The sequence below is a fragment of the Amycolatopsis sp. NBRC 101858 genome (assembly GCF_030269325.1).
GTDB classification, from domain to species: Bacteria; Actinomycetota; Actinomycetes; order Mycobacteriales; family Pseudonocardiaceae; genus Amycolatopsis; species Amycolatopsis ponsaeliensis.
This window is the reverse complement of the sequence record NZ_BSTD01000002.1, coordinates 1866790-1888462: the sequence shown is the minus strand read 5'-3', so window position 1 is coordinate 1888462 and position 21673 is coordinate 1866790. Positions and strand designations below refer to the sequence as shown.

25 protein-coding genes and 1 pseudogene are annotated in these 21673 nt (G+C 70.3%); 10 read left to right on the top strand and 16 right to left on the bottom strand.

The features are described from left to right. Positions 1-100: 100 nt before the first annotated feature. Positions 101-355, top strand: a complete 255-nt coding sequence (locus tag QSK39_RS53055) for a hypothetical protein (protein ID WP_353051064.1) — start codon at positions 101-103, stop codon at positions 353-355. Between the two features lie 184 nt (positions 356-539). Here QSK39_RS53055 and QSK39_RS21770 read toward each other — a convergent pair whose 3' ends face one another. The 4 genes from QSK39_RS21770 to QSK39_RS21755 form a co-directional block, all read right to left on the bottom strand. Next, on the bottom strand, positions 540-1382 hold the full coding sequence (locus tag QSK39_RS21770) for an aldo/keto reductase (RefSeq protein ID WP_285479606.1): 843 nt from the start codon (positions 1380-1382) through the stop codon (positions 540-542). Next, a complete protein-coding gene (locus QSK39_RS21765; protein ID WP_285479605.1) occupies positions 1379-1507 on the bottom strand; it encodes a hypothetical protein in 129 nt (42 codons plus the stop codon). The genes QSK39_RS21770 and QSK39_RS21765 overlap by 4 nt, the downstream gene beginning before the upstream one ends. Before the next feature lie 365 nt (positions 1508-1872). Further along, complete coding sequence (locus tag QSK39_RS21760; protein WP_285479604.1) at positions 1873-2490, bottom strand: NADPH-dependent F420 reductase; 618 nt, start codon at positions 2488-2490, stop codon at positions 1873-1875. A 184-nt stretch (positions 2491-2674) separates the two neighbouring features. Further along, positions 2675-3523 (bottom strand): SDR family oxidoreductase, encoded by an 849-nt coding sequence (locus QSK39_RS21755; protein ID WP_285479603.1) that lies wholly within the window; start codon positions 3521-3523, stop codon positions 2675-2677. Positions 3524-3763: 240 nt separating this feature from the next. Here QSK39_RS21755 and QSK39_RS21750 point away from each other — a divergent pair, with 240 nt between their 5' ends. The 5 genes from QSK39_RS21750 (at position 3764) to QSK39_RS21730 (ending at position 8208) form a co-directional block, all read left to right on the top strand. Then, positions 3764-4321 (top strand): type 1 glutamine amidotransferase domain-containing protein, encoded by a 558-nt coding sequence (locus QSK39_RS21750; RefSeq protein ID WP_285479602.1) that lies wholly within the window; start codon positions 3764-3766, stop codon positions 4319-4321. A gap of 13 nt (positions 4322-4334) precedes the next feature. Beyond that, positions 4335-4787, top strand: coding sequence for a GreA/GreB family elongation factor (locus tag QSK39_RS21745; RefSeq protein ID WP_285479601.1), 453 nt, complete (start codon positions 4335-4337; stop codon positions 4785-4787). 366 nt (positions 4788-5153) lie between these two features. Further along, entirely contained in the window at positions 5154-6371 is a 1218-nt protein-coding gene (fdhA, locus tag QSK39_RS21740) for a formaldehyde dehydrogenase, glutathione-independent (RefSeq protein WP_285479600.1), read from the top strand. 362 nt (positions 6372-6733) lie between these two features. Further along, entirely contained in the window at positions 6734-7474 is a 741-nt protein-coding gene (locus QSK39_RS21735) for a PAS domain-containing protein (protein ID WP_285479599.1), read from the top strand. Positions 7475-8082: 608 nt separating this feature from the next. Further along, positions 8083-8208 carry a hypothetical protein gene (locus QSK39_RS21730; RefSeq protein WP_285479598.1) on the top strand — a complete coding sequence of 42 codons (126 nt, stop codon included), beginning with the start codon at positions 8083-8085 and terminating at the stop codon, positions 8206-8208. Positions 8209-8210: 2 nt separating this feature from the next. On the opposite strand, the gene QSK39_RS21725 is transcribed toward QSK39_RS21730, so the two are convergent. The 4 genes from QSK39_RS21725 to QSK39_RS21710 form a co-directional block, all read right to left on the bottom strand. Then, positions 8211-8609, bottom strand: coding sequence for a hypothetical protein (locus QSK39_RS21725; protein ID WP_285479597.1), 399 nt, complete (start codon positions 8607-8609; stop codon positions 8211-8213). Between the two features lie 57 nt (positions 8610-8666). Next, positions 8667-8891, bottom strand: a complete 225-nt coding sequence (locus QSK39_RS21720) for a hypothetical protein (RefSeq protein ID WP_285479596.1) — start codon at positions 8889-8891, stop codon at positions 8667-8669. A gap of 176 nt (positions 8892-9067) precedes the next feature. Beyond that, positions 9068-9370: a putative quinol monooxygenase gene (locus tag QSK39_RS21715; protein ID WP_285479595.1), complete on the bottom strand. Its 303-nt coding sequence runs from the start codon at positions 9368-9370 to the stop codon at positions 9068-9070. Continuing rightward, entirely contained in the window at positions 9343-9858 is a 516-nt protein-coding gene (locus tag QSK39_RS21710; protein WP_285479594.1) for a hypothetical protein, read from the bottom strand. Before QSK39_RS21710 ends, QSK39_RS21715 begins: the two co-directional genes overlap by 28 nt. Positions 9859-10061: 203 nt before the next feature. Between QSK39_RS21710 and QSK39_RS21705 the strand changes: the two genes are divergently transcribed. Further along, on the top strand, positions 10062-10475 hold the full coding sequence (locus QSK39_RS21705) for a GlcG/HbpS family heme-binding protein (RefSeq protein WP_285479593.1): 414 nt from the start codon (positions 10062-10064) through the stop codon (positions 10473-10475). Between the two features lie 122 nt (positions 10476-10597). Here QSK39_RS21705 and QSK39_RS21700 read toward each other — a convergent pair whose 3' ends face one another. The 8 genes and pseudogenes from QSK39_RS21700 to QSK39_RS21665 all read right to left on the bottom strand — a co-directional run bounded on the left by QSK39_RS21700 (position 10598) and on the right by QSK39_RS21665 (position 17578). Beyond that, positions 10598-12289 carry a PucR family transcriptional regulator gene (locus QSK39_RS21700; RefSeq protein ID WP_285479592.1) on the bottom strand — a complete coding sequence of 564 codons (1692 nt, stop codon included), beginning with the start codon at positions 12287-12289 and terminating at the stop codon, positions 10598-10600. 243 nt (positions 12290-12532) lie between these two features. Further along, positions 12533-13582: a fatty acid desaturase family protein gene (locus tag QSK39_RS21695; protein ID WP_285479591.1), complete on the bottom strand. Its 1050-nt coding sequence runs from the start codon at positions 13580-13582 to the stop codon at positions 12533-12535. 107 nt (positions 13583-13689) lie between these two features. Then, a complete protein-coding gene (locus tag QSK39_RS21690) occupies positions 13690-14190 on the bottom strand; it encodes a hypothetical protein (protein WP_285479590.1) in 501 nt (166 codons plus the stop codon). After that, a complete protein-coding gene (locus QSK39_RS21685; RefSeq protein WP_285479589.1) occupies positions 14187-14852 on the bottom strand; it encodes an STAS domain-containing protein in 666 nt (221 codons plus the stop codon). The genes QSK39_RS21690 and QSK39_RS21685 overlap by 4 nt, the downstream gene beginning before the upstream one ends. Further along, positions 14849-15089, bottom strand: a pseudogene (locus QSK39_RS21680) (HoxN/HupN/NixA family nickel/cobalt transporter). The gene QSK39_RS21685 and the pseudogene QSK39_RS21680 overlap by 4 nt, the downstream one beginning before the upstream one ends. Further along, positions 15008-16354 carry an FAD-dependent oxidoreductase gene (locus tag QSK39_RS21675; protein ID WP_285479588.1) on the bottom strand — a complete coding sequence of 449 codons (1347 nt, stop codon included), beginning with the start codon at positions 16352-16354 and terminating at the stop codon, positions 15008-15010. Before QSK39_RS21675 ends, QSK39_RS21680 begins: the two are co-directional and overlap by 82 nt. Continuing rightward, the gene (locus QSK39_RS21670; RefSeq protein WP_285479587.1) at positions 16351-16767 is read right to left on the bottom strand and encodes an FAD-dependent oxidoreductase; all 417 of its coding nucleotides are present in this window, start codon (positions 16765-16767) and stop codon (positions 16351-16353) included. Before QSK39_RS21670 ends, QSK39_RS21675 begins: the two co-directional genes overlap by 4 nt. Before the next feature lie 112 nt (positions 16768-16879). Next, positions 16880-17578, bottom strand: coding sequence for a transporter (locus QSK39_RS21665; RefSeq protein WP_285479586.1), 699 nt, complete (start codon positions 17576-17578; stop codon positions 16880-16882). Positions 17579-17850: 272 nt separating this feature from the next. Between QSK39_RS21665 and QSK39_RS21660 the strand changes: the two genes are divergently transcribed. From QSK39_RS21660 to QSK39_RS21650, 3 genes are read left to right on the top strand one after another with little or no spacing between them, the layout of a single operon-like run. Further along, on the top strand, positions 17851-19365 hold the full coding sequence (locus QSK39_RS21660) for a flavin-containing monooxygenase (protein WP_285479585.1): 1515 nt from the start codon (positions 17851-17853) through the stop codon (positions 19363-19365). Then, on the top strand, positions 19358-20257 hold the full coding sequence (locus tag QSK39_RS21655; protein ID WP_285479584.1) for an alpha/beta fold hydrolase: 900 nt from the start codon (positions 19358-19360) through the stop codon (positions 20255-20257). The genes QSK39_RS21660 and QSK39_RS21655 overlap by 8 nt, the downstream gene beginning before the upstream one ends. Further along, positions 20254-21639: a flavin monoamine oxidase family protein gene (locus QSK39_RS21650; protein WP_285479583.1), complete on the top strand. Its 1386-nt coding sequence runs from the start codon at positions 20254-20256 to the stop codon at positions 21637-21639. The genes QSK39_RS21655 and QSK39_RS21650 overlap by 4 nt, the downstream gene beginning before the upstream one ends. Positions 21640-21673 lie beyond the last annotated feature (34 nt).

Genomic DNA, 21673 nt, shown 5'->3' with positions numbered 1-21673 from the left:
GGTGCGGCCGGTTCCCGCGTTGCGCTGCCGAGCGCCACTTGCCGAGGCGCGCCGGGAGCGCCACCTCGGCTTCGAGGCGGGCCAGCGGTGCGCCTGGGCAGTGGTGCACGCTGTAGCCGAAGGTGAGGTGCGGTGCGGCCGCGCGGGTGATGTCGAACTCGTCGGCGGTGTCGCCGTGCTGGGCGGGGTCGCGCCCGGCGGCGCCGAAGCCGACCAGGATCGCGTCGCCGGGCGGATCACCATGCCGTCCACCTCGATGTCCTCGACCGCGTACCGCAGCGGCGTGTACGGGATCGGCGCCTCCAGCGCGAGGTGGACAACCGCCTGTCCGCTCTCCTGCTGGTCGGCGAGCTGACGCCCGGCCGCTACGTCCGGGTGCATGTCGCCCACGGGGAGCTGGAGGTGCAGGTGGAGGACCCGGCTCCCGCGGGCGTCAGCTGAGCGGCCGGGTCGGCTCGTCGGGCCGGAGTGCTCGGGCTCGCACGATCCGTCACGACCCCGTTCGACACGAGCGCGATCAGCACCACTGGCTCGCGAGTTCAGAGCACCTCGAGTGCCCGACGGGTCCGGGGCGGCGGGAACGCCTGGTCCAGCAGCCGGACGTCGTCTGCATCGAGCTGGACCTCGAGCGCTGCGGCGTTGTCCCGGACGTGTTCGGGCGACCCCGCCCGCGGGATCGCTATCATCCCGTCGGACCGCAGCACCCAGGCCAACGCCGCCCGGGCCGGGGTGATCCCGTGCCGGCTCGCCACCTCCGCCAGGGCCGGGTGCTCCAGCAGCCGTCCCTGCTCCACCGGCGAGTAGGCCATCACCGGCAGGCCACGCTGCCGGCAGTGCGGGATCAGGTCGAACTCAGGCCCGCGCCGCTGCAGGTTGTAGAGGATCTGGTCGGTCGCGACGTCGCCACCACCGGCGACGGCGGCGAGATCGGCGAGATCACGGGTGTCGAAGTTGCTGACGCCCCAGTGCCGGATCTGGCCGCCGCGCACCAGCTCGTCGAACGCCGCCACCGTCTCGCCGAGCGGCACCCGCCCCCGCCAGTGCAGCAGGTACAGGTCAATCCGATCGGTGCGCAGGCGGCCCAGGCTGCGCCGGCAGGCGTCCAGGGTGCCCTGCCGGTCGGCGTTGCCGGGCAACACCTTGTCGACGAGGAACACCTCGTCGCGCCGCCCCGCGATCGCCTCGCCGACCAGCTCCTCCGACCCGCCGTCGGCGTACATCTCCGCGGTGTCGACGAGCGTCATCCCGAGGTCGAGGCCCAGGCGCAGCGCTGCCATCTCGTCGGCACGGCTGTCGGGGTGCTCCGCCCAGCCCCACGTGCCCTGCCCCAGCGCCGGCACCAGCTCCCCCGAGGGGAGCGCGACCGACCGTCGTGGGCTCACCAGTTGGCCGGTGGGTCGCTCGCGGGGAACGACTGCTTCCCCCACTCGTCGACGATGTCGCCGCCGACCCGGGTGGCGGCGGCGACGTCGGGCAGCGGCTCGGTCTCCGGTGGCGCGTCGGTCACGGTCGTCGCTCTGCACACGGTCGTCGCGGTACTCACGGGGAGCCCTTCCGGTCGTGGTCGTCGGTCATCGCACCGAGTGTGCCCGGGCTCTGCCCGCGGCGCCTCGCCCCGGTGGAGCCATTGCTGTGCGGGCGAACCGGCCCGTGGGGCCGACTTCCGCGCCGATCGTCCCCGCATCGCGCGTCGGAGGGATCGACCCGAGCGCAGCCACCCGGTCACGCTGGTCGTCACCGCGGTCGTGGCGGTCGTCCTGACCGTCGTGACGCGCGACGACCGACCCGGGCCGGCAGCCTTCCCCTGGAGTGTCGGGTACCGCGACACCGCGACGCCGTGTCGGGTCGATACACATCGTGGCGCCCTCCCCGTCAACCGGTCGGGCCGACGAGCTTCCAGCCGTCCTGCCACGGCCATCCGTTGCTGATGTTGAGCCTGATGTTCAGCATCGCCATCGCCTCCAGTGCCCGTGCCATGATCAGCCCGCCTGCGTCGATCGGCCGGAACCCCATCGAGGCGACCAGGTCCAGGATCGCCTGCTTGGCCTGCTCGTCGTCGCCGGCGACGAAACCGTCGAGCTGCACGCCGTCGACAACCGGGTCCGCCTGACGCGCGGCCAGCACGGTGTTGAACGCCTTGACCACGTGGGCCGCGGGCACCAGGGCCGCGATGGCCTCGGCGTTGGACGTCCCGTCGAGCTGCTGCGGATCCATCCGATTGGTGACGTCGACGACGATCTTGCCATCGACGGCCCGGCCGAGCTCGTCCAGGACCGGACCGACCGCGTCGAAGGAGACGGCGAGCACGACCACCCGCGCGGCATCCGCGGCGCTCCGGTTCGAGCCGGCCGTCGTGGCGCCGGTCGCGTCGGCCGTGGCCTTGGCCGTCTCGCCGTCGACGTCACTGACCCACACTGCATGCCCCGCACGCACCATCGTCGAGGCCAGCGCCCGTCCGACGGTGCCCGCTCCGATCACCGCGATATCCATACCTTGCACACTGCTCGGCAGGCCGTCCGCCGTCCTCGGCCCGATGGGTCCATCCGTTGCCTCTCCAACCGGCCTGTCGGGTCGGTGCCATGGCGGGCCTGAGAGGCTGTTCACCGGATGCGAGTCCTCTTGGTTCGCCGGGGCCAACCCCGGCCAGGCCGTGTGGTGACCGCCGATCGTCGCGTCAGACCGCTCTGAGGACCTCGACCAACGATGTGGTGGGCCGGCCGATGAGGGTGCCCAGGGTCGGGTCGACGAGATCGAGTGCCCCCTCGGCAATGCTGGTGTCGATCGCCGCGACGAAGGCCGCGGTCCCCTCGTCGACGCCGGCCTGCACCATGGCGGCAACCAGGTCGGCCGCCGCGACCGGCCGGTAGGCGACCGCGCGGCCGATGACCTGCCCGAATGCGTCGGCGATGTCGGCGTACGACAACGCGGTGTCGCCGGTGAACTCGTAGACCTTGCGCTCGTGCCCGTCGGTGGTGAGCACCGTGGCGGCGCCGTCGGCGAAGTCCCTGCGCGCGGCGGCGGCGACCTTGCCCTCGCCGGCTGCGGCAGTGAGTACGCCGGACTCGGTGATCGCCGGCAGCTGGGCCAGGTAGTTCTCGTGGTACCAGTTGTTGCGCAGCACGGTGTGGGCGAGGCCACTGGCCGCGAGGTACTCCTCGGTCTGCCGGTGCTCCGGGGCGAGCGGACTGCTGCTCTCGGTGGCCTTGGTCATGCTGGTGTAGGCGAGGTAGGGAACGCCGGCGGACGCGGCGGCGTCGATGACGTTGCGGTGCTGGGCGAACCGTCGGCCGACCTCGCTGGACGAGATCAGCAGCACCTTGTCGAGGCCGACGAGCGCCTTGCCGAGCGCGTCGGCGTCGGCGTACTCGGCCACCCGGACCTCGACACCCCTGGCGGCGAGGTCGGCGGCCTTGTCGGCATCGCGGACGATGGCGACGACGTCACGGGGTTCCTGGGTGGTGAGCAGAGAATCGATGACGAGGCGTCCGAGGGCGCCGGCGGCGCCGGTCACGGCAATGGTCATGAGAGTTCCTTCCACGGGGTAGTAGCCCACACCATGTCCGCCGCGAGCGCGCCGGATGAGGACCTGCGAGGACCAAACACCGCACGTTGGGGCAGCCTGCGGTGGCGAACGGACGCCGCATCCGGCACGGCGGGCCGAGCCGGTACCGACCACTTCGCCCCGGCAGGCCCTTCCGGCTCGGCCCTACGGGCGGGAAAAGTAGCGCCGACTCATCGGTGCAACGACGTCTGGGAGATACACATGGCACACGAACTCGAGGGCAAGCGGATCGCGATCCTGGCCACCGACGGGGTGGAGCGGGTCGAGCTGGAACAACCACGCGGGGCGCTCTACGGAGCGGGTGCGTCCAGCGACCTGCTCTCGATCCATCCCGGGGAGATCCAGGCCCGCCAGTTCGACCTGGTGTCCGCGGGGACGTTCTCCGTCGACCGGCTCGTGACCGACGCCTCCGTCGACGAGTACGACGCGCTGCTCCTGCCCGGCGGCACCGTCAACCCCGACGGGCTGCGGATCAACTCCGACGCCGTCGGGTTCATCCGGTCGTTCGTCGCCACCGGCAAGCCCGTCGCGGCCATCTGTCACGGCCCCTGGACGCTGATCGAGGCCGACGTCGTCCGCGGCCACCGGCTCACGTCCTGGCCCAGCCTGTGGACCGACCTGCGCAACGCGGGTGCCGAGGCCGTCGATGAGGAGGTCGTCGTCGACGGACAGTTCACCACCAGCCGCTCGCCGGCCGACCTGCCCGCCTTCTGTCCGGCCATCGTGGAGCAGTTCGCGAAATCGCGGGTGCCGAGCTGACGAGGAACGGGCCATGACCGGCGATGCCGGGCCCGCTGAGGAGCTCGACGTGCTCCGCGCCCGGCGGCGAGCAGTGCGGGCCGGCCTGACCGGAGACGACGGTCCCGGCGACCGAGCCGACCAGGCTGTGACCCTGGAGCTGAGCGACGAGCTGGTCCGCCTCGACAACCGGATCGGCGAGCTCGTGCGCGAGCTCCACCACCCGTCGGACGCCGGGCTGTCCCGAGGCACGCGGGTGCGGGTGCGCCACCCGGACGGTACCGAGGAGGATCTGCGGGTCGGCTATCCCGAGGAGGCCGAGAGCGACGCGGGCGGTGAGGTGCTCACGGCCGACAGCCCGCTCGGTGTGGCGCTGATCGGACGCAGCGCCGGCGACCGCATCACCTACCCGACGCCCGCCGGGCCGCAGGTGGCAGAGGTGGTCGGCGTATGGCCGCTGACATCCGACAATCCGTCAGAATCGTGACGTTGGCATCGCGCGGCGCGATGCAGGGCAGCCCTGGCCGGCCTCGCCGTCTGCGCCACCGCGATGACGCCACCTATGGTCGCCATGAGCAGGGAGGTCGTCGCCGGCGACGTGTCGGGCGGTCTCCGGGGCGATATCGCCGACCGCGACCGTGTGCCCGGCCCGGGCTGTAGGGATGACCATCGCCCTTGCGACCGTGCCTGCTCCGAATGACGGCACTGTCCAGGGTGCCATCCCGGGTGGAGCGACACCGCGGGTCGTCCCGTCAGGGCAGTGGACGGCCCACACAGCGGACCCGGCAGGCCGGTGCCCGAAGCGGGGCCGCGAACCAGGCTGGTCTCCACGACGAGCAGCGAGGAGAGCGTCATGGCGGACAATCGTGCAGTGGTCTACCAAGGTCCGGGCAAGGTGAGCGTCGAGACGGTCGACTACCCCGAGCTGGTCCTGCGACCGGGCCCGGGCGTCCCGCCGGGCAACGAGAACCGCAAGTGCCCGCACGGGGTGATCCTGAAGGTGGTGTCGTCCAACATCTGTGGCAGCGACCAGCACATGGTCCGCGGGCGCACCACCGCGCCGGTCGGGTTGGTCCTCGGCCACGAGATCACCGGCGAGGTCATCGAGAAAGGACCCGACGTCGAGAACCTCACCATCGGCGACATCGTCTCGGTGCCGTTCAACGTCTCCTGCGGGCGCTGCCGCACCTGCCACGAGGGCGACACCGGGATCTGCCTGAACGTCAACCCCGAACGTCCCGGCGGCGCCTACGGCTACGTCGACATGGGCGGCTGGCCCGGTGGTCAGGCCGAGTACGTGATGGTGCCCTATGCGGACTGGACCGCGCTGCGCTTCCCCGACCGGGACCAGGCGCTGGCGAAGATCCGCGACCTGACGATGCTCACCGACATCTTCCCGACCGGCTTCCACGGCTGCGTCACGGCGGGCGTGGGCACTGGCTCGACGGTGTACATCGCCGGAGCCGGACCGGTCGGGCTCGCCGCAGCGACCTCGGCGTTCCTGCTCGGGGCCGCCGTGGTGATCGTCGGCGACATGAACGCCGAGCGGCTCGCGCACGCGCGCACCTTCGGCTGCGCCACGCTGGACCCGTCGGCGGGGCCGATGCCCGACCAGATCGCCGAGATCCTGGGCGTGCCCGAAGTGGACGCCACTGTCGACTGCGTCGGCTTCGAGGCCAAGGGCCACACCAAGGACGGCCGCGAGGCGCCGGCGACCGTACTCAACACCGCGATGGAGATCACCCGGGCCGGTGGGCGGATCGGCATCCCCGGGCTGTACGTGACCGACGACCCCGGCGCCGCCGACGAGGACAGCAGGGTCGGTGCGCTGTCGATGCGGTTCGGGTTGGGCTGGGCCAAGTCCCACTCCTTCGCTACCGGCCAGTGCCCGGTGCTGCGCTACAACCGCGGGCTGATGATGGCGATCCTCAACGACCGGGTGCAGATCGCCCGCAATGTCAACGCCACCGTGATCTCGCTGGACGACGCACCGGACGGCTACGCGCAGTTCGACGCCGGCGTCCCTCGGAAGTTCATCCTCGACCCGCACGGCATGATCCCCGCCACCTGACGGGCCGCGCATCGACCCGGTGCGCCGACGCCCCGCATCGTGCGTGTTGCGACGGGTCCGGCCAGGACCGTCGCCGGTTCGCGTCGTGGTCCGCACCGCCCGTCGCGTGACCCTCCTGACGAGTCCAGGGCGCCGCAGGGACGCGCGCCGCCGCCGTGGAAACCAGCATGCCCGGGGTTTCCGCCGCGGGCGACATGCGCATCGGATCGGTCGAACGAGTCGCCACGGCCGTGGGCAGGGTGCGACGGCGGTCCGGCTGGTGCACGATCACCTGTCGAGGCCGCACCCGGCGTAGCTGTGTCGTGCCGGGTCGGCGCAGCCGGCGGCCGTGACGAGGCCGAATGGACGGGGAGGGCTCCCGGATGTCAGATCAGGCCGCATGGCCCGCGCACGTCGTCGAGTGGGCGACCGAACGCACCGGGGGAAGGTCGCTGTCCGAGGAGTGGGAACGCGGCCCGATGCTTCTCGGCCGCAGCGACTTCCACGGGTTCTACCAGGCAGCGAACGCCCGCCACAGCGAACTGCTCGGCTGGACGATCGCGGAGCTGGCCTCGGTGTCGTGGTGGGAGTTCGTGCACCCCGACGACCGGGACGGCATGGTCGAGGGCATCGAGCTGCTGATGAAGCTCGGCCGCTGGGACGACGCCGAGGTGGGCTTCCTGATCCGCGACGGGCACTACCGGCGGACCCGGTGGAGCTTCCTCGCCGACCCGGACGACGAGTTCATCTACTGCGTCGGCCAGGACGACGGCGTGGATTTCCGGGAGTGGGTCAGGGTGCGCGTGGGCGTCTGGCAATGGCATCCGAGCGCCGGCACGATGACCTGGTCCGGTCTGCTGTTCGATCCCCACCCGCCGACGACCTACGCGGGGTTCCTGGCGCTTGTGGACGACACCGACCGTTCCCGACTCGACGAGCAGGTGCGCGCAAGCCTGCTCACCGGCGACCCGATCGAAGACACCGTGCGGGTCGGCCTGGCGCTCGGTCCGACCCCCGTGCGGTTCGCAGGGACCGCCCACCGTGGCCCGGACGGCAACATTTACGTCTGCGGGATCGCGCAAGCCATCGACGAGCGGGCCGCGTCCGGCGGTCAAGGTGGATGACGAGACTGCCGACGCCTGGGCGTGACCCGGCGAATGCCGCCCTCCGGGCCCGCCGCCGAGATGAGCAGCCCGCCCAGCGCCGGGCCGATCACTTCGGCGCCATCACCGAGATGGTGCTCGAACGTGCGCGCCAATCCGGCGGCTGCGCGAGCCCGCGAGCAGGCGGTAGGGCTGTTCTGCCAGATGGTGGGCGCGCTGGTGGTGTCTCGTGCTGTGGCCGAGGTCGACCCCCAACCTGTCCGACGAGGTCCTGACGGCGAATCGCAAGCAGCTCACGCCGAATCAGGCCAGACGCCCGGGTCCCGCTCTCGCGTCGGCCCTCGAATAGGGCGCTTCAGCTCAATGATCGAAAACCGAGCCAAGCCGCTGGCGGTCACAGCGTCCACCGCTTACTCGACGGCCGCCCCGAACAGGTTGATCCGACGGGCGTGTTCGTGCTGTCCGGGCTCGTTGCCGGCGGCAGAGAACCGGAGACGGTTGCGGGAGGTGGCCGCAGGAGCTGCAGATCGCCGACCTGCACGGCAACGGCGGCCCCGCCCTCGGGCCTGACCAGGTCACCGAGGATCTCCGCCACCGGACGGTCCCGGAGATCCTCGGCCTCCGGCAACGTGGATCTGGTGCTGGCGCACCCGGCCGATCGGATGCTGGCCATCACGCACGCCTGGGACCCGGTCACCCGGCAGCAGAAGCTGCGGCGGGCCGCCGGCGACGCCGTCCACGGCGACACTTGGTGAGGTCAGGCTGGCGTGCTTGACGAGCCCTCGGCCATAACCAGTTGGCTTACCGGGGAACTGCCACCTCCCGAAACTTCGACCCGGTATACGGCTGGTGTGAGAAGGGTCACTGCTATCGCCACGGTGTTGTCGCGCCGGTGCAGGGCCGGGTGATCCACGGCGAGGCCCGTGTCCGCGTTGGTCACGACACACCGGCCCTGGTGGGGCTCGAAGCCGGTGACGGTAGCGGTCCACTCGGTGTCGGGGGTGACCACGTCCGGGAGCGCTAGCCCGATGTTCCCCTCGCCCAGCCTGGGGCCGAGGTCGGCATCGGCGTTGAGCAGGATGTCGCAGACGAAGTCGATCGCCTCGCTCGTGCGTGCGATACTTCCGTGTTGCTGGGCGAGCGGGGTAGCCGTCACCGCGATGGGTACGGCTGAGTTGCGCGGGCAGCGGTCATCGTGCCTGAGCCGCCGTGATCAAAAGTTCGAGTCATCGCCGACCGGCTCGGTTTCGTGCGCCGCAGGAGTCCACTCGTGTGCTTGCCCGGATGAGGGCACCAGGCTTACTACGGCGTCGACGAAAGCGTCGATCACGGGTGACTGGCGCGTCGCGAAGCAGGCCACGCATACGTGGTTGGGCCCGCTGCCTTCGACCCGGATGCCGATGACGTCCCGGCTGGTGGAGAAGGTCGCCGTCGACAAGGGATCACGCTGGTCCCCCGCCCCGGCGGGGGACCAGTTCCAGCTTCTCTTCGACACCGTCGAGGCGTGGCAGTTCGCGGCGGTCCGGTTGGCGCAGTTCGAGGGCGTTGTCCCGCCCACTCCGGGACGAGGTCGGGACCTTGCAGGGGTTTGTCGGGGCTATCCTCGGCCCGTCTTCACGTCAGCTTCGCGGCCAGCACGTCGAGCTGCGCGATGTCGGGCGGCTTCGAGAACAGCTCGTCAGCCCTCGCCCCGAGCGCTTGGCCGACCTTGCCCTGCAGGTGGGTCGTGCGGCCGGCGTCGTCGGGGAAGAAGTCCACAATGGCGTACGTCGTCGGTCCGAGCTTGACGGCGAACCAGGGGTAGGTGGCCGGCTCCTCCTCGACCAGCGAGCGACCGGCGTTGAGGAACTCCTCGACGTCGGCCTCCTTGCCCGCCTGCGCCTCCAGCGTCACCAGCAGTCCCTTCGTGACGGCCATGTCTGCCTCCTGCGGTTCGTTCGATCTCCGGTGAGATCTCTGCGGAGGTCAGCATCGGGCGATGCGGACGGGGGCGCATCAGCCCGCCAGGCCCGACGTCGGGCGTGGTTGTTGACTTGGTGGGCCAGGTCTGGGCTGACGGCGTCCTCCCCGTCGAAGCCGAGGAGGTAAGGGTTTTCCGCGGTCACCTCGCTCATTCGCACCTTCGGGTGCGCCTGCACGACCGCGAAGATCACGTCGCCGCCGAAGTCGACTGTGGCGGCTGCCTCGTGCCAGTTGTGGATCAGTCCGTAGTGGACCAAGTAGGCGCCCTCGGCTCGGGGCGGCCCGAGCGCAGCGACAGATTTGATCGCGAGCCCGGGCATCTCGTACTCCTCGTCCTCCTCCTCGCGGTGCGTGGCGAACAGCACCATCCACAGCGTGAACGGGCTGGTTACGCTCGACGACTGCTCGCGCAGGGTGCGGATCGGTAGCTCGCGGTCGTGCACTCCGAAACTTCCCCGAGGCCTTGCCGGGCTGCGCCGAGGCCGCGATCCGTTTCGCGGCGTCCGGTGCGTGGTGCAGTCCTCGGGTGGGCCTGCCGTGCGCATCGGAGCACGCGAAGTTCGACCCAGGAGACGGAGACGTGCGGGGTCGGACAACACCAAGCTGTGGGTCCACCACCGCCACCCACAGCAGCAAGGACCTTGCCATGACCATCAAAACGGAGTCCGTGTCCCTGGAGGACGCCCGGCGAATCATCGCCGCGGGGGAGGCCAAGGCCGACGAGATCGGCTCGCCCAGCAACATCGCCGTGGTCGACGCCGGCGGCAACCTCGTCGCGCACATCCGGATGGACGAGGCGTGGATCGGGAGCGTCGACATCTCGATCAACAAGGCCTTCACGTCCCGGGCCTTCGACATCAGCACCGCCGACCTGGGCGCCAACGCGGGTCCCGGTGACCAGTTCTTCGGGATCAACGCATCCAACAACGGCCGGGTCATGATCTTCGCGGGCGGTATCCCGCTGCGGCACGGCGACCGGGTCGTCGGCGCGGTGGGCGTCAGCGGCGGCAGCGGTGAGCAGGACCAGACCGTGGCCGAGGCCGCGGCGACGGCGTTCTGAAGACACCAAGTTCACCGGCGGACGCCTGATTCCGTCGTCCTGCAACTAAATTAGGCGTTCATGGGCAATCCGAACCCGGCCTACGCGAGTGTCGCCGGGGGGCACGTAGTACGGACCTCCGGTCATTGCGATCCGCGCAGCACCTGCCACGTCCGGGTGGCGAGGTGCAGGTTCAGCCTGCTGTTCACATCGTGGAGGTCGAGCTCCGTGATCTCCCGGATCCGGCCGAGCCGGTAGCGCAGCGTGCTCCGGTGGATCATCAGCGCGGCGGCGGTGTCGTCGTAGCTGCCCCCGCACTCGAGGTACTGCGCGAGCGTCGCGACCAGGTCGGCGTTGCGGTGGGTGTCGTAGTCGATCAGTTTCCCGAGCCACTCGCGGACGAACTCGACGACTTCGCCGTGGTTCTGCCCGGTGTCGAGGATGCGGTAGATCCCCAGCTGTCCGAACCCGGTGACGCCGTTCGGGGTCTGCGAGGCGCGCCGGATCTCGAGCGCCCGCACCGCCTCCGCGTAGGACTTGGGGATCCGCCCCGGGGTGTCGCAGCGGCCGCCGATGCCGATCGCCCCCTCGGCACCGAGGCTGTCCGACAGCGCGGCGTGCAGCGCCGCACCGTCCAGCTGCCCGGCGACCAGCAGCACGACCGCGCCCGAGTGGCGCGACACGAGCGGGGCGAGCCCGAGCGTCGTCGCGGCGCGTCCCGTGGCCTCGGCGACCACGCCCTCGGTGAGGTCGCCGGACCACCGCAGCACGACCACGTGGTGCGGGCGACGCAGATCGTGCCCGATCGCCTCGGCACGGGCGTACGCGCTCTCGTCGTCGGTTCCGGTGATGAGGTCGTCCACGAGGTCGCGGCGCAGGCGCTGCTCGGCCTCGGCCAGGCTGCGCTGGTGGGACAGTTCCAGCGCCAGCACGGTCGAGCCGTACTCGAGCGCGAACACCTCGTACGCGCCGGCGGTCCGCGCGGGGTCGATCAGGGCGAGCACGCCGAGCACCTCGTGCCGTGGCCGCACCAGCGAGATGAGCCGGTCCTTCACGCGGACCGCTTCGGGCAGGGTCGCGGCGTGCCGGAGCAGCTCGTCGCGCCGGTGCACGCCGACCTTCGGGTACGGGTCCGGCCGGCCGGGGCCACCCCAGGTGCGCAGGTTGCCGAACCGGTCCTCGATCGCCACCGGCAGCGCGGTCAGCTGGTGCAGGGCGTCCGCGATGCCCGGCTCGCCGGCCCCGGAGGCCGAAATGGTGGACAGCACGTCGTGCACCTGCGTTTGCTGCTTGAGCCGCTTCACCGACGTGGACAGCTGGTCGTTGAGCTCCCGCAGCGCCACCGACTGCCGCCGCTCCCGCTTGAGCAGCGCGGAGCTGGACAGCGCCGCTGCGGTCTGCTGGCCGAGCGCGTTGAGCAGGAAGAACTCGTCACGGGGCGGCGGCCGCTCGGCCCGGACCACGAGGTTGCCCGTCAGGCCGCCCACCCCCCGCAGCGCGTAGCACCAGCGCCAGAGGCCGTCGGCGAGCTCGATCCGCCCGCTCTGCCCGTCGAGCTTGCCGACTTCCGCGGCGAGGTCGGGATGAGCCTCTTCCGCACCGTCCTGCGGGATGACCATGCCGTCCTCGTCGATGAGGTATGCCGCATCGGTTGTGCATCCACTCAGCGATGGCACCGAGGTCGCGGCGAGCCGGAGGATGTCCGTCGCTTCGCGGCCGTCGAACGTCATCATTGAAATCGCGAAGAGCCCGTAGAGGTTGGACAGCTGGACGCGCCACCAGCTGTCCGTTTTCGCTTCCCGGCCCCGCGGGACCGTATCGTGCTCGGGTGTCATTCCGGCCTCCCCGACGCCGACGTGGTGATGCGCACCCTACGCCGTCGGCGACTGTTCTGGCGGGCCGATAACCCTGCCGGGTGGGCACGCAGCAAGGCCTGCCCGGCAGACGATCCAACCCAAGATCTGAGCTTCCCCCTGGGCGTGACCCGGTTTGACGGACATCTTGACGTTGCTTGGTTGCAGGACAGCAGTCGACTCTGTGCTTGATTTAGCGATCGGCTGCGAGTTCGCTCGGGAGGACTAGAGGGCAGGTGTCGGTGCTGTGCGAAGGGGAGCGCTGACCTCGTGCAGGTGCTGCAGTACGTAGTAGTAGGTCTTGAACAGCCCGCACTGGGCGTAGTCGATTCCGTGGTCGTCGCAGAACTTCCGGACCAGCGGCTGGGCGCGGCGCAGGTTGACTCGCGGCATGCTCGGGAAGAGGTGGTGCTCGATCTGGTAGTTCAGCCCGCCGAGGGTGAAGTCGACCCACGGGCCGCCGCGGACGTTGCGGCTGGTGAGCACCTGCTTGCGCAGGAAGTCGAGCTTCGTCTTGTCGGTGTAGGTGGGCATTCCCTTGTGGCCGGGCGCGAACGAGCATCCCATGTAGACACCCCACAGCCCCTGGTGCACGGCGATGAACGCCACCGCCACCGGCGGGGACAGCACGACGAACACCGCGCCGAGGTAGATCCCGAGGTGGGCGGCCAGCAGGACCGCTTCGAGCCGGCGGTGCTTGACCTCGTTGTCCCGCACGGCCTGGACGGCGGCCCAGTGCAGGCTCAGCCCTTCCAGCAGTAGCAACGGAAAGAACAAGAACGCCTGGTGCTTCGACGTCCAGCGCACGAACCCGCGCTTGTCGCCGGTCTGTCCGCGGGTGAAGGCGAGCAGGGGGATGTCGATGTCAGGGTCGTCGTCTTCGTGGTTGGGGCTGGCGTGGTGGCGGGTGTGCTTGCCCATCCACCAGCCGTAGCTCATCCCGATGATCCCGCCGAAGGCGTAGCCCAAGCGGTCGTTGGCCCGGCCGGTCCGGAAGATCTGGTTGTGGCCGGCGTCGTGGCCGAGGAACGCGATCTGGGCGAACATCACCGCGAAGAATCCCGCGGTGACCAGTTGCCACCACGAGTCGCCCAGCAGTGAGAACGCCACGCAGCCGCCGGCGAAGACGAGCAGGGTCGCGCTGATCTTCCAGGCGTAGTAACCGAACCGCCGGTCCAGCAGCCCTTCGCCGCGGACGAGGCGGCCGAGCGCGCCGAAATCGTTGCGTGACGCGGCCCGGAGAGCGGCGTCACCGCTCACGGCAGACACAGTCATGTGAGTCCTTCCCAAGTCCTGCGGGCGCCGGGGACTGGGGCGGCCACTCACTACCGGACCCGGATTCCCGGTCGGGGCCCGTGCCAAACAAGATCGGACCGGTGCGGTCAGACGAACGGGATCGAATGCGTGCCCCACCTGGTGATGGTCGACAGCCCGGCGTTGAGCAGGCGCACGACCTGGCTCCGGGTCCACCCGGCTTCGGCGGCGACCTCGGAGATCGGCCGGTGCCGCACGGCCACGGACCAGACCGTGAACCGCTGCCGGGGCGGCAGGAGCGCGAGCTCGTCGCGGACCACCGCTTCGGCCAAGGCGGTGTCGAACACCGCCGGGTCGCGGCGGTGTTCGAGGCCGCGCAGCGTGGTTGCCACGGCGATTCGGGCCCGCCGCGCCGCCGCCAGCCGGTGTGACGGCGAGGACGGGGCAGCGGTCGCCGAAGCAGCCAGTTTCGGCACCAGCCGCACGCATAGGCGCGCCGCGGCGGCGGGGGACCGGCCGGTGCGCCGGACGACGAAGTACACCATCTCGAGGACGCGGTCGATGTCGCTGACTTCGAGGTTGCGAAGCCACGGTGGCTCCGCGACCTGCCGTTCCCGCGCGGTGATCACCAGCTCGGCCCGGCTGAAGCGCAGTGCGCGATACCCGAGGCGTCCAGGGCTTCGCACAGGCTTTCGCTCTCGGTCAGGACCTGGACACCGCACCGGCGCCGGCCGTTGCCGGCGATCGCCGCCCGCACGCTGCCGATGACGGCGGCATCGGGCAGCGTGCAGGCCGACACGTCGAACAGGACGACGCCGGAGCACAGTTCGCACGCTTGCCGAAGTTCCGTCGTCATGGCCGCGGCCTCGCCGGGCCGGCTCCCGCCGGTAGCGGTGACCAGGATCGCGGCGTCGGCGACCACCGTCCGCAGCACCATCGGCGTGACGGGAACCGTCACGCCGTCGAGGCGGCGGTGCACGCGCAGCTGCCGGTCCAGGCCGGTGAGGTGCAGTGGCCGCCAGGACGCGCGCGAGCCGGCGACCACGGCGAAGTGGGTTCGGGCCCCGACCAGGCGGTGCGCCGCGGCCAGGACCGTCAGGCCGGCGCAGGAGAGGAACGTCGTCGGGGTGAGGTCCACGACGAGCAGGGCGGGGCGCTGGGTGATGACGCCGGCCAGCGCGCCGCTCAAGGCGGAGATGGTGGAAACGTCGATTTCGCCGGCCACGGTGAGCACGACAGTGTCGTGGTGGCGTGCCGAGGTGAACTGCAGCGGCGGCCAGGCAGCGCTCACATCGGGGCGTGGTTTGGTGTCGTCCCGTTGATCAGGGCGATCGCGACGAACAGCACCGTGATCGTGATGTTGTAGAAGACCTTCCGCACCGACTTCGCGAACGCCCACGCGAAGGCGAAGTTCATGAAGCACCCCGTCGGCCGCGTCGAACAGGGTCATCCCGGCCGCGAACAGGATCGGCAGCAGCAGGATCGCGTACCAGGGCATGGAAAACGCCGACGCCCCGGCGGCAAGCAGGAGCAGCCCGATCTCGGTGGCTGTGTCGAAACCGAGTCCGAAATCCTCGCTTGTTCAGCTGCGATTCCAGTTCGGCTTCGTCGAAATCGACGCGGCGCATGCGCTCGGATTCCCAAGGACAGCAGCAGGCACAGCAGGAAAGCGACCGTCGAATGCCCGAGGGAGAACCAGAAACCGACCGCGAGCGGCCGCTGGCCTTCGGCGAGGAGCTTCTGGGTCGTGTTGTCGATCGCGGCGATGTGGTCCGCGTCGAACGCGTGCCGCATGCCGAGGGTGAAAGCCGTGACACCCGGGCCCACACCGAAGACCCCGGTGGCTCCCAGTGCGTAGTGGTGTGGTGCCACCACGAACCCGAGCACACCCCAGCCGGTCACGTTCAACGCCTGGATGACCGCGGCCATGCCGGTGATCGACCGCCAGTCGCGAGAGGACAGTACGCCGGACGAGGCGGAATTCGGGAGGTTGTCCATGGTCGCCTTGGGTTCGGGGAACTCAGCTGAGCGGGGAACGACTGCGAGGCGTGGAGGGCGCTCATCGGCAGACCGATGTTCCGGCAGTGCTGCGCACGATGCGGCAGGACTTCGCCGGCTGGGCCGTCGTGGAGCACGCGGACGGCCGCATTCACAGCTTCCACGCCGATCCGCGATGAGGGACCCGATGTATGTGGCCTGGGCGAGCCCGTGACCGTTGCACGCGAGGGAGTAGTAGACGTCGTCGCCGACCGTGCCGGCGACCGGCAGCCAGGTCGAGGTGATGCCGATCCAGCCGCCCCACGCGTGGGCGATCGCCACGTCCGCCAGCGGCGGGAAGCGGCGCGCGAACGCACGGGCGAGGTCAGCGACCACTGCCGGGTCGGGACGGCGTTCGGGAAGCGGGTAGTTCGTCGCACGTTCGATTTGCCGGACGCCGAACACGATGGTGTGGCGTGACGTGAGCCGGTAGTTCTCCATGATGTTGTGCTGGGTGATGAGCCCGGACCGGCTGGCCCAGCCGAGAGCGGCGAGACGTTCCGGGGCGATCGGCTCGGTCTCGACCTCGGTGACCCACATCGGCGACGACAGGCGTTTCGGCGTGATGTCCCACTCGCCCGCGTAGGCGTTCGTGGCCAGCACCACCTTCTCCGCCCGGACCACTCCGCGGGCTGTCTTGACGTTGACGCCGCCGTTGCTGCGGATGATGTCGACGACCTTCGACTGCTCGAAGAGCCGTACGGGCGAGGCGAGCACTGCGCTTCGCAGGCCACGCAGGAACGTGCCGGGGTTCACGATCCCGCCGCGGATCTCGCGCGCATGCCGCCGAGGAAGCCGTGCGGGATGCCCAGCTCGCCGGCCGTGCCCTCCTCGACGTGGGCCCCGGCACGGCGGAGGATCTTCGCGATACGACGCGTTCGCCCCAGCTGTCCGCGCGAGACGGCCACGAAAACGTTCCCCGTGGCCTCGTAGTCGCAGTCGATGCCGAGCGCCTCGATCAGGCCCTCGACGTGAGCGGCGGCGTTCTCGGGGAGGCGGATGATCGCCGGCATGCGCTTGCGGTAGAGCAGGTTCAGCAGCTGGATGTCGCCGCCGGGAGCGCTCGCCAGCTGGCCGGCGTTGCGGGAGCCCGAGCCGTGGCCGCAGAACGCCGATTCCAGCAGCACGGCGTCGACGCCGTGCTCGGCGAGGCGGAGTGCGGTCGCCATGCCCGCGAGTCCGCCGCCGATGCCGCGACGGAGCAGGTGGTGTCCTCCGTCAGCGACGACCGGAGGTCAGTGGGGGAATCGACCCATCCGGTGAACGTGGTGTAGGTGGTGCTCATGCGGTTTCAACTCCGGGGGCGTGGGTGACCGGGTCGGGACCTGCGCCGACCCGCTTGTCGTGCGCGGCGAAGGCGGCATACGCCCGGTAGATGACGAGCATCGCCAGGCCCCACTTGAACAGCGCGAGGATGTAGAACCGGGTGTGGTCGGCGTCGTCGCCGGGGATCCGCCAGAAGTCGTAGATCGACGCGACGACGACGTTCAGCGCGGTGGCGCCGAGTATCCACACGGCGTGGGCGCGCTCGCCGATCTCCCGGAGGCGCCACGCGAAGTAGCACAGGAAGCCGGAAGTCGCGAGCGCGGTGATCAGGAAGAACACCTTGCCCGGGGTGCCGATCTCGTCGGCGAACTCGGACAGGACGAATCCGAGGATCGCGGCCAGGGAGAAGGCGCCCACCTCGACCCGGATCGTGGGCTTGTACCTGTGGGTGACGACCAGCAACCCGAGGACCAGGATCAGCGTGAACCCGATCGAGCGCGAGAACGCGTCCAGGAAGAACGCGATGTGGTGCGGCAGGGAATCGGGGCCCGCTTTGGTGACCCCGTAGACCAGGAAATTGGTTCCCGACACACCCATGATGATCCATTCGAGGCCGATCAGATAGTTGCGATGGCCTCTGATGAACTTCACGCCGCAGATGATTCCGACTGCGATCATCCAGATGTCCGCTGCGGCGAAGAGAATGTCGCGCATGGCAGCGCCTCCTTGAATGTGACCGTGATCTCGCGCTGCTCCACAGTGGCCTGCTCGCGAGGCCGCCCGCTACGCCGATGTGCACCCACGTCCCGCGACAGTCGCCACACACTGCACCACGACGCCGGGGGCACGGCGACGCAGTGGCCCGGGCGGTGCACTGTGCACCACGTCGTCCCGCAGGACGGGGCATCGCGGCGTAGAGCACGGACCTCCGCAGCAGGCACCGTGGAGGGGCACATCGACGTGATCACCATCGAAAGGCTTTCACGATGAACGCATCGACGCAGCCACCCGAGGAATTCGACATCGTCATCATCGGTGCCGGCATTTCCGGTATCGGCGCCGCGCGGTACATCGTCGAGGCGTTCCCCGACAAGCGTGTCGTCGTGTTCGAGGGGCGCGACGACATCGGCGGCACCTGGGACCTGTTCAAGTATCCCGGCATTCGTTCGGATTCCGACCTGCACACCTTCGGCTACGAGTTCAAGCCCTGGAAGGACCGCGCCGCCATCGCGGAAGGTCCCCAGATCCTGAACTACCTGCGCGAGACGGTGGAGGAGAACGACCTGGGCAGGCTCATCCGCCTCGGGCACAGCGTGCAGCGCGCCGAATGGTCCGGTGCCGACGCGCGCTGGACGATCGACGTGCGCACCACCGACGGCGACCGGCGCGTCACCGCCAACTGGATCTTCGCGGGTACCGGGTACTACCGCTACGACGAGGGCTATACCCCGCACTTCGAGGGCCGCGAGGACTTCGCCGGCGACATCGTCCACCCGCAGCAGTGGCCCGAGGGCTACGACTACGCGGGCAAGCAGGTCGTCGTGATCGGCAGCGGCGCGACCGCGGTGACCCTGATCCCGTCGATGCTGACCGGCGAGGGCGCCGCGGCCCACGTGACCATGCTCCAGCGCACCCCGACGTACGTGGTGCCCTGGCCGAAGGTCGATTCCGTCGCGCTGCTGCTGACCCGGCTCTTCGGCGAACGCCGCGGCTACGCGATGACCCGGTTCATCAACATCTGGATCGACCGGGGCGTGGTCAAGTCGCTGCGCACGTTCCCCCGCCTGGGCCGCGCGGTCATCCGGCGCATCAACAAGAAGTCGCTGCCCAAGGGCTTCGACGTGGACACCCACTTCAACCCGCCCTACGACCCGTGGGACCAGCGCCTGTGCCTTTCCCCCGACGGCGACTTCTTCGCCGCGCTGAGCGAGGGCGGCGCTTCGATCGTCACCGACCGGATCACGCGTTTCACCGAGTCGGGGATTCGGCTCGAGTCGGGCGAGCACCTCGACGCCGACCTGATCGTCACCGCGACCGGCCTCAACGTGCGCCTGCTCGGCGGTATCGAGCTGGTGGTCGACGGCGCGCCGGTGAATCTCGCCGAGCGCGTCGTCTACCGCGGCACCCTGCTCTCGGGGATCCCCAACCTCGCCATCGCGATCGGCTACACGACCTCGTCGTGGACGCTGAAGGTCGGCATCCTGTGCCGCTACTTCTGCGCATTGGTGGGGCACATGGACGCCTCCGGCTACGACAGCGTCGTCGTCGACGCCGATCCCGCGATGGAGACGCGGCCGGTCATGGACCTCAGCTCGGGCTACGCGCAGCGGGCCCGCGAAACCACCCCGAAGCAGGGGACGGGCAGGTGGCAGATGTCGATGTCCTACCCGCAGGACGCCAAGCTGCTGCGGGGCTCCCTGCTGGACGACGCGCTGCGGTTCGGAACCGCCGCCGGTGCGGAAAGCGCTCGCCCGGGGGCACGGGAGGAGATCGGTGCCTGAACCCGTCGAAGACCGTTTCGTGACCCTTCCGGGCGGCACCCGGGTCTGCTATCGCGTCGACGGCGAGCCCGGCGCCGCGCCGGTCCTGCTCATCGCGGGCCTCGCGGAAGACCTGACGACGTGGTCGTGGCGGTTCGTCTCCGCGCTGGCCGCGGCCGGCCTCCAGGTGATCCGGATGGACAACCGGGACTGCGGCCGCTCCGCTTACGCGACCACGCCGCCGCCGAGCACGCTGCGGCAACTGCTCGCCCGGCCCCGCCGGGACGCCTACACACTGGCCGACATGGCGGCCGACGCCGCGCAGCTGATCGAGCACCTCGGCCTGGGGCCGGCGCACCTCGTCGGTCGCTCGATGGGCGGGATGATCGCGCAGACCGTCGCGGCGCGGTACCCGGCCCTCACCAGGTCGCTGACCTCTTTGTACTCCACCACGGGGAACCGGAAGGTCGGGCAGCCGGCCCTCTCGACCCTGGCGCTGCTCGCCGCCTCGCCGCCGCGGAACCGGGCGCAGGCCGTGCGCGCGCACCTTCGCCTGACGGCGCACATCGCGGGCATCGAGTTCCCGATCGACGAGGTCGAAGAAGCGAGCCACGCCGTCGAGACGTGGAACCGCACCGACGGCGACGGAGCAGCGGGGACCGCTCGGCAGGTCCAGGCCATCCAGACTTCGGGCGACCGGACGGCGGAGATCACCCGCATCACGGCTCCCACCCTCGTGCTCAACGGCGATCGCGACCTCGTCGTCGCGCCGTCCGGGGGCGACGCCACCGCAGCCGCGATTGCGGGTTCGCGGCACGTCGTCATTCCCGGAATGGGCCACCACCTGCCCGACGCGCTGGCTCCCCGCGTCGTCGGCCACGTTGCCGAACACCTCGAAAGGGCATCAGCATGACCGAATTGCGTACCGCGGACGTCGCCGTCGTCGGCGCCGGGGTTTCCGGGTTGACCGCGGCGCGGCGGCTGGCGCAGGCCGGGCTGTCGGTCGTGGTGGCCGAGGCCGGTGACCGGGTGGGCGGCCGCGCGATGAACCTCGACGTCGCCGACGGCGTGATCACCGAGGGCGGCGGCCAGTGGGTCGGGCCGGGCCAGGACCGGATCCTTTCGCTGCTGGACGAATTGGGGCTGGAGACCTTCAAGACCTACGTCGACGGCAAGTCGATCTACCGCCGAGGCGGCCGATCGAAACGGTACGAGGGTCTCGTCCCGCCGCTGAACCCGCTCGCTCTCGCCGACTTCGCCCAGTTGCAGCTGCGGCTGGAGCGGATGGCGAGAACCGTGCCGCTCGACACCCCGTGGACCGCGCGCCGCGCCCGCTCCTGGGACTCCACCACCTTCGGGCACTGGCTCGACGCGAACGCGATGACCGCCGAGGCCAAGGAGATGTTCACGATCGGCTTCTCGGTGACCAACGCCGAGGACCCGCACTCCACGTCGCTGCTGGTGCAACTGGCGCGGATCCGGGGCGCCGGCGGGATCGACCACACCCTGAACATCACCGGCGGTGCGCAGGAATCGCGGGTGGTCGGCGGCACGGTCCGGATCGCGCAGCGCCTGGCCGACGACCTGGGAGACGCCGTGGTGCTCGACTCGCCCGTCATCGAGATCGCGCACGACGCCGACGGGGTGTCGGTCCGGTCGGCGCGGGTCGACGTCCGCGCGGACCGGGTGATCATCGCGATGTCGCCCGCCGACGCCGCCCGGATCCACGTCACGCCCGGCCTGCCCACCCGCCGCACGATGCTGCAACGTCGCTGGAGCGTCGGCGCGGAGAGCAAGCTCTTCGCCGTCTACGACCGCCCGTTCTGGCGAGAGCAGGGCTTGAACGGCCAGGCGGTCACGGATCTGCCGGTGGCTCAGTACGTCGTCGACAACTCCCCACCCGACGGCAGCGTCGGGATCCTGCTGACCTTCCTCGGCACCGCCGGGCACCGGCCCGACGCGATCCTCGACGACCCCGCCGCGCGGCGCTCCGCCTTCCTCGGCGATCTGACCGTGCTGTTCGGACCGCGAGCGGCGAACCCGGTCGGCTATTTCGAGAAGGACTGGACGCAGGAGCCGTGGATCAGCGGCTGCGTCGGCTCCCGCGCCCCGGGCTCGCTGACCCAGTACACCGATGCGGACCGTTGCCCGGTCGGACGGATCCACTGGGCCGGCACGGAAACGGCGACGGTCAACCAGGGCTATTTCGACGGCGCGGTCCGTGCGGCGGAGCGCGCCGTCCGAGAGGTGCTGGACTCGGGTCTGGTCAAGGTGGCGAGCCGGCCCGCGGGATGACCAGACCGCGGAAAGCACCACCGAACGGAGCGGT

What these genes read in the sequence shown, in the direction of transcription:
- QSK39_RS21745 (WP_285479601.1), top strand. Translation starts at nt 4,335, where the DNA reads ATGACCGGCGATGCCGGGCCCGCTGAGGAGCTCGACGTGCTCCGCGCC.
- QSK39_RS21670 (WP_285479587.1), bottom strand. Translation starts at nt 16,767, where the DNA reads ATGGCGACCGCACTCCGCCTCGCCGAGCACGGCGTCGACGCCGTGCTG.
- QSK39_RS21660 (WP_285479585.1), top strand. Translation starts at nt 17,851, where the DNA reads ATGAACGCATCGACGCAGCCACCCGAGGAATTCGACATCGTCATCATC.
- QSK39_RS21760 (WP_285479604.1), bottom strand. Translation starts at nt 2,490, where the DNA reads ATGGATATCGCGGTGATCGGAGCGGGCACCGTCGGACGGGCGCTGGCC.
- QSK39_RS21700 (WP_285479592.1), bottom strand. Translation starts at nt 12,289, where the DNA reads ATGACACCCGAGCACGATACGGTCCCGCGGGGCCGGGAAGCGAAAACG.
- QSK39_RS21665 (WP_285479586.1), bottom strand. Translation starts at nt 17,578, where the DNA reads ATGCGCGACATTCTCTTCGCCGCAGCGGACATCTGGATGATCGCAGTC.
- QSK39_RS21750 (WP_285479602.1), top strand. Translation starts at nt 3,764, where the DNA reads ATGGCACACGAACTCGAGGGCAAGCGGATCGCGATCCTGGCCACCGAC.
- QSK39_RS21715 (WP_285479595.1), bottom strand. Translation starts at nt 9,370, where the DNA reads ATGGCCGTCACGAAGGGACTGCTGGTGACGCTGGAGGCGCAGGCGGGC.
- QSK39_RS21735 (WP_285479599.1), top strand. Translation starts at nt 6,734, where the DNA reads ATGTCAGATCAGGCCGCATGGCCCGCGCACGTCGTCGAGTGGGCGACC.
- QSK39_RS21755 (WP_285479603.1), bottom strand. Translation starts at nt 3,523, where the DNA reads ATGACCATTGCCGTGACCGGCGCCGCCGGCGCCCTCGGACGCCTCGTC.
- fdhA (WP_285479600.1), top strand. Translation starts at nt 5,154, where the DNA reads ATGGCGGACAATCGTGCAGTGGTCTACCAAGGTCCGGGCAAGGTGAGC.
- QSK39_RS21650 (WP_285479583.1), top strand. Translation starts at nt 20,254, where the DNA reads ATGACCGAATTGCGTACCGCGGACGTCGCCGTCGTCGGCGCCGGGGTT.
- QSK39_RS21695 (WP_285479591.1), bottom strand. Translation starts at nt 13,582, where the DNA reads ATGACTGTGTCTGCCGTGAGCGGTGACGCCGCTCTCCGGGCCGCGTCA.
- QSK39_RS21705 (WP_285479593.1), top strand. Translation starts at nt 10,062, where the DNA reads ATGACCATCAAAACGGAGTCCGTGTCCCTGGAGGACGCCCGGCGAATC.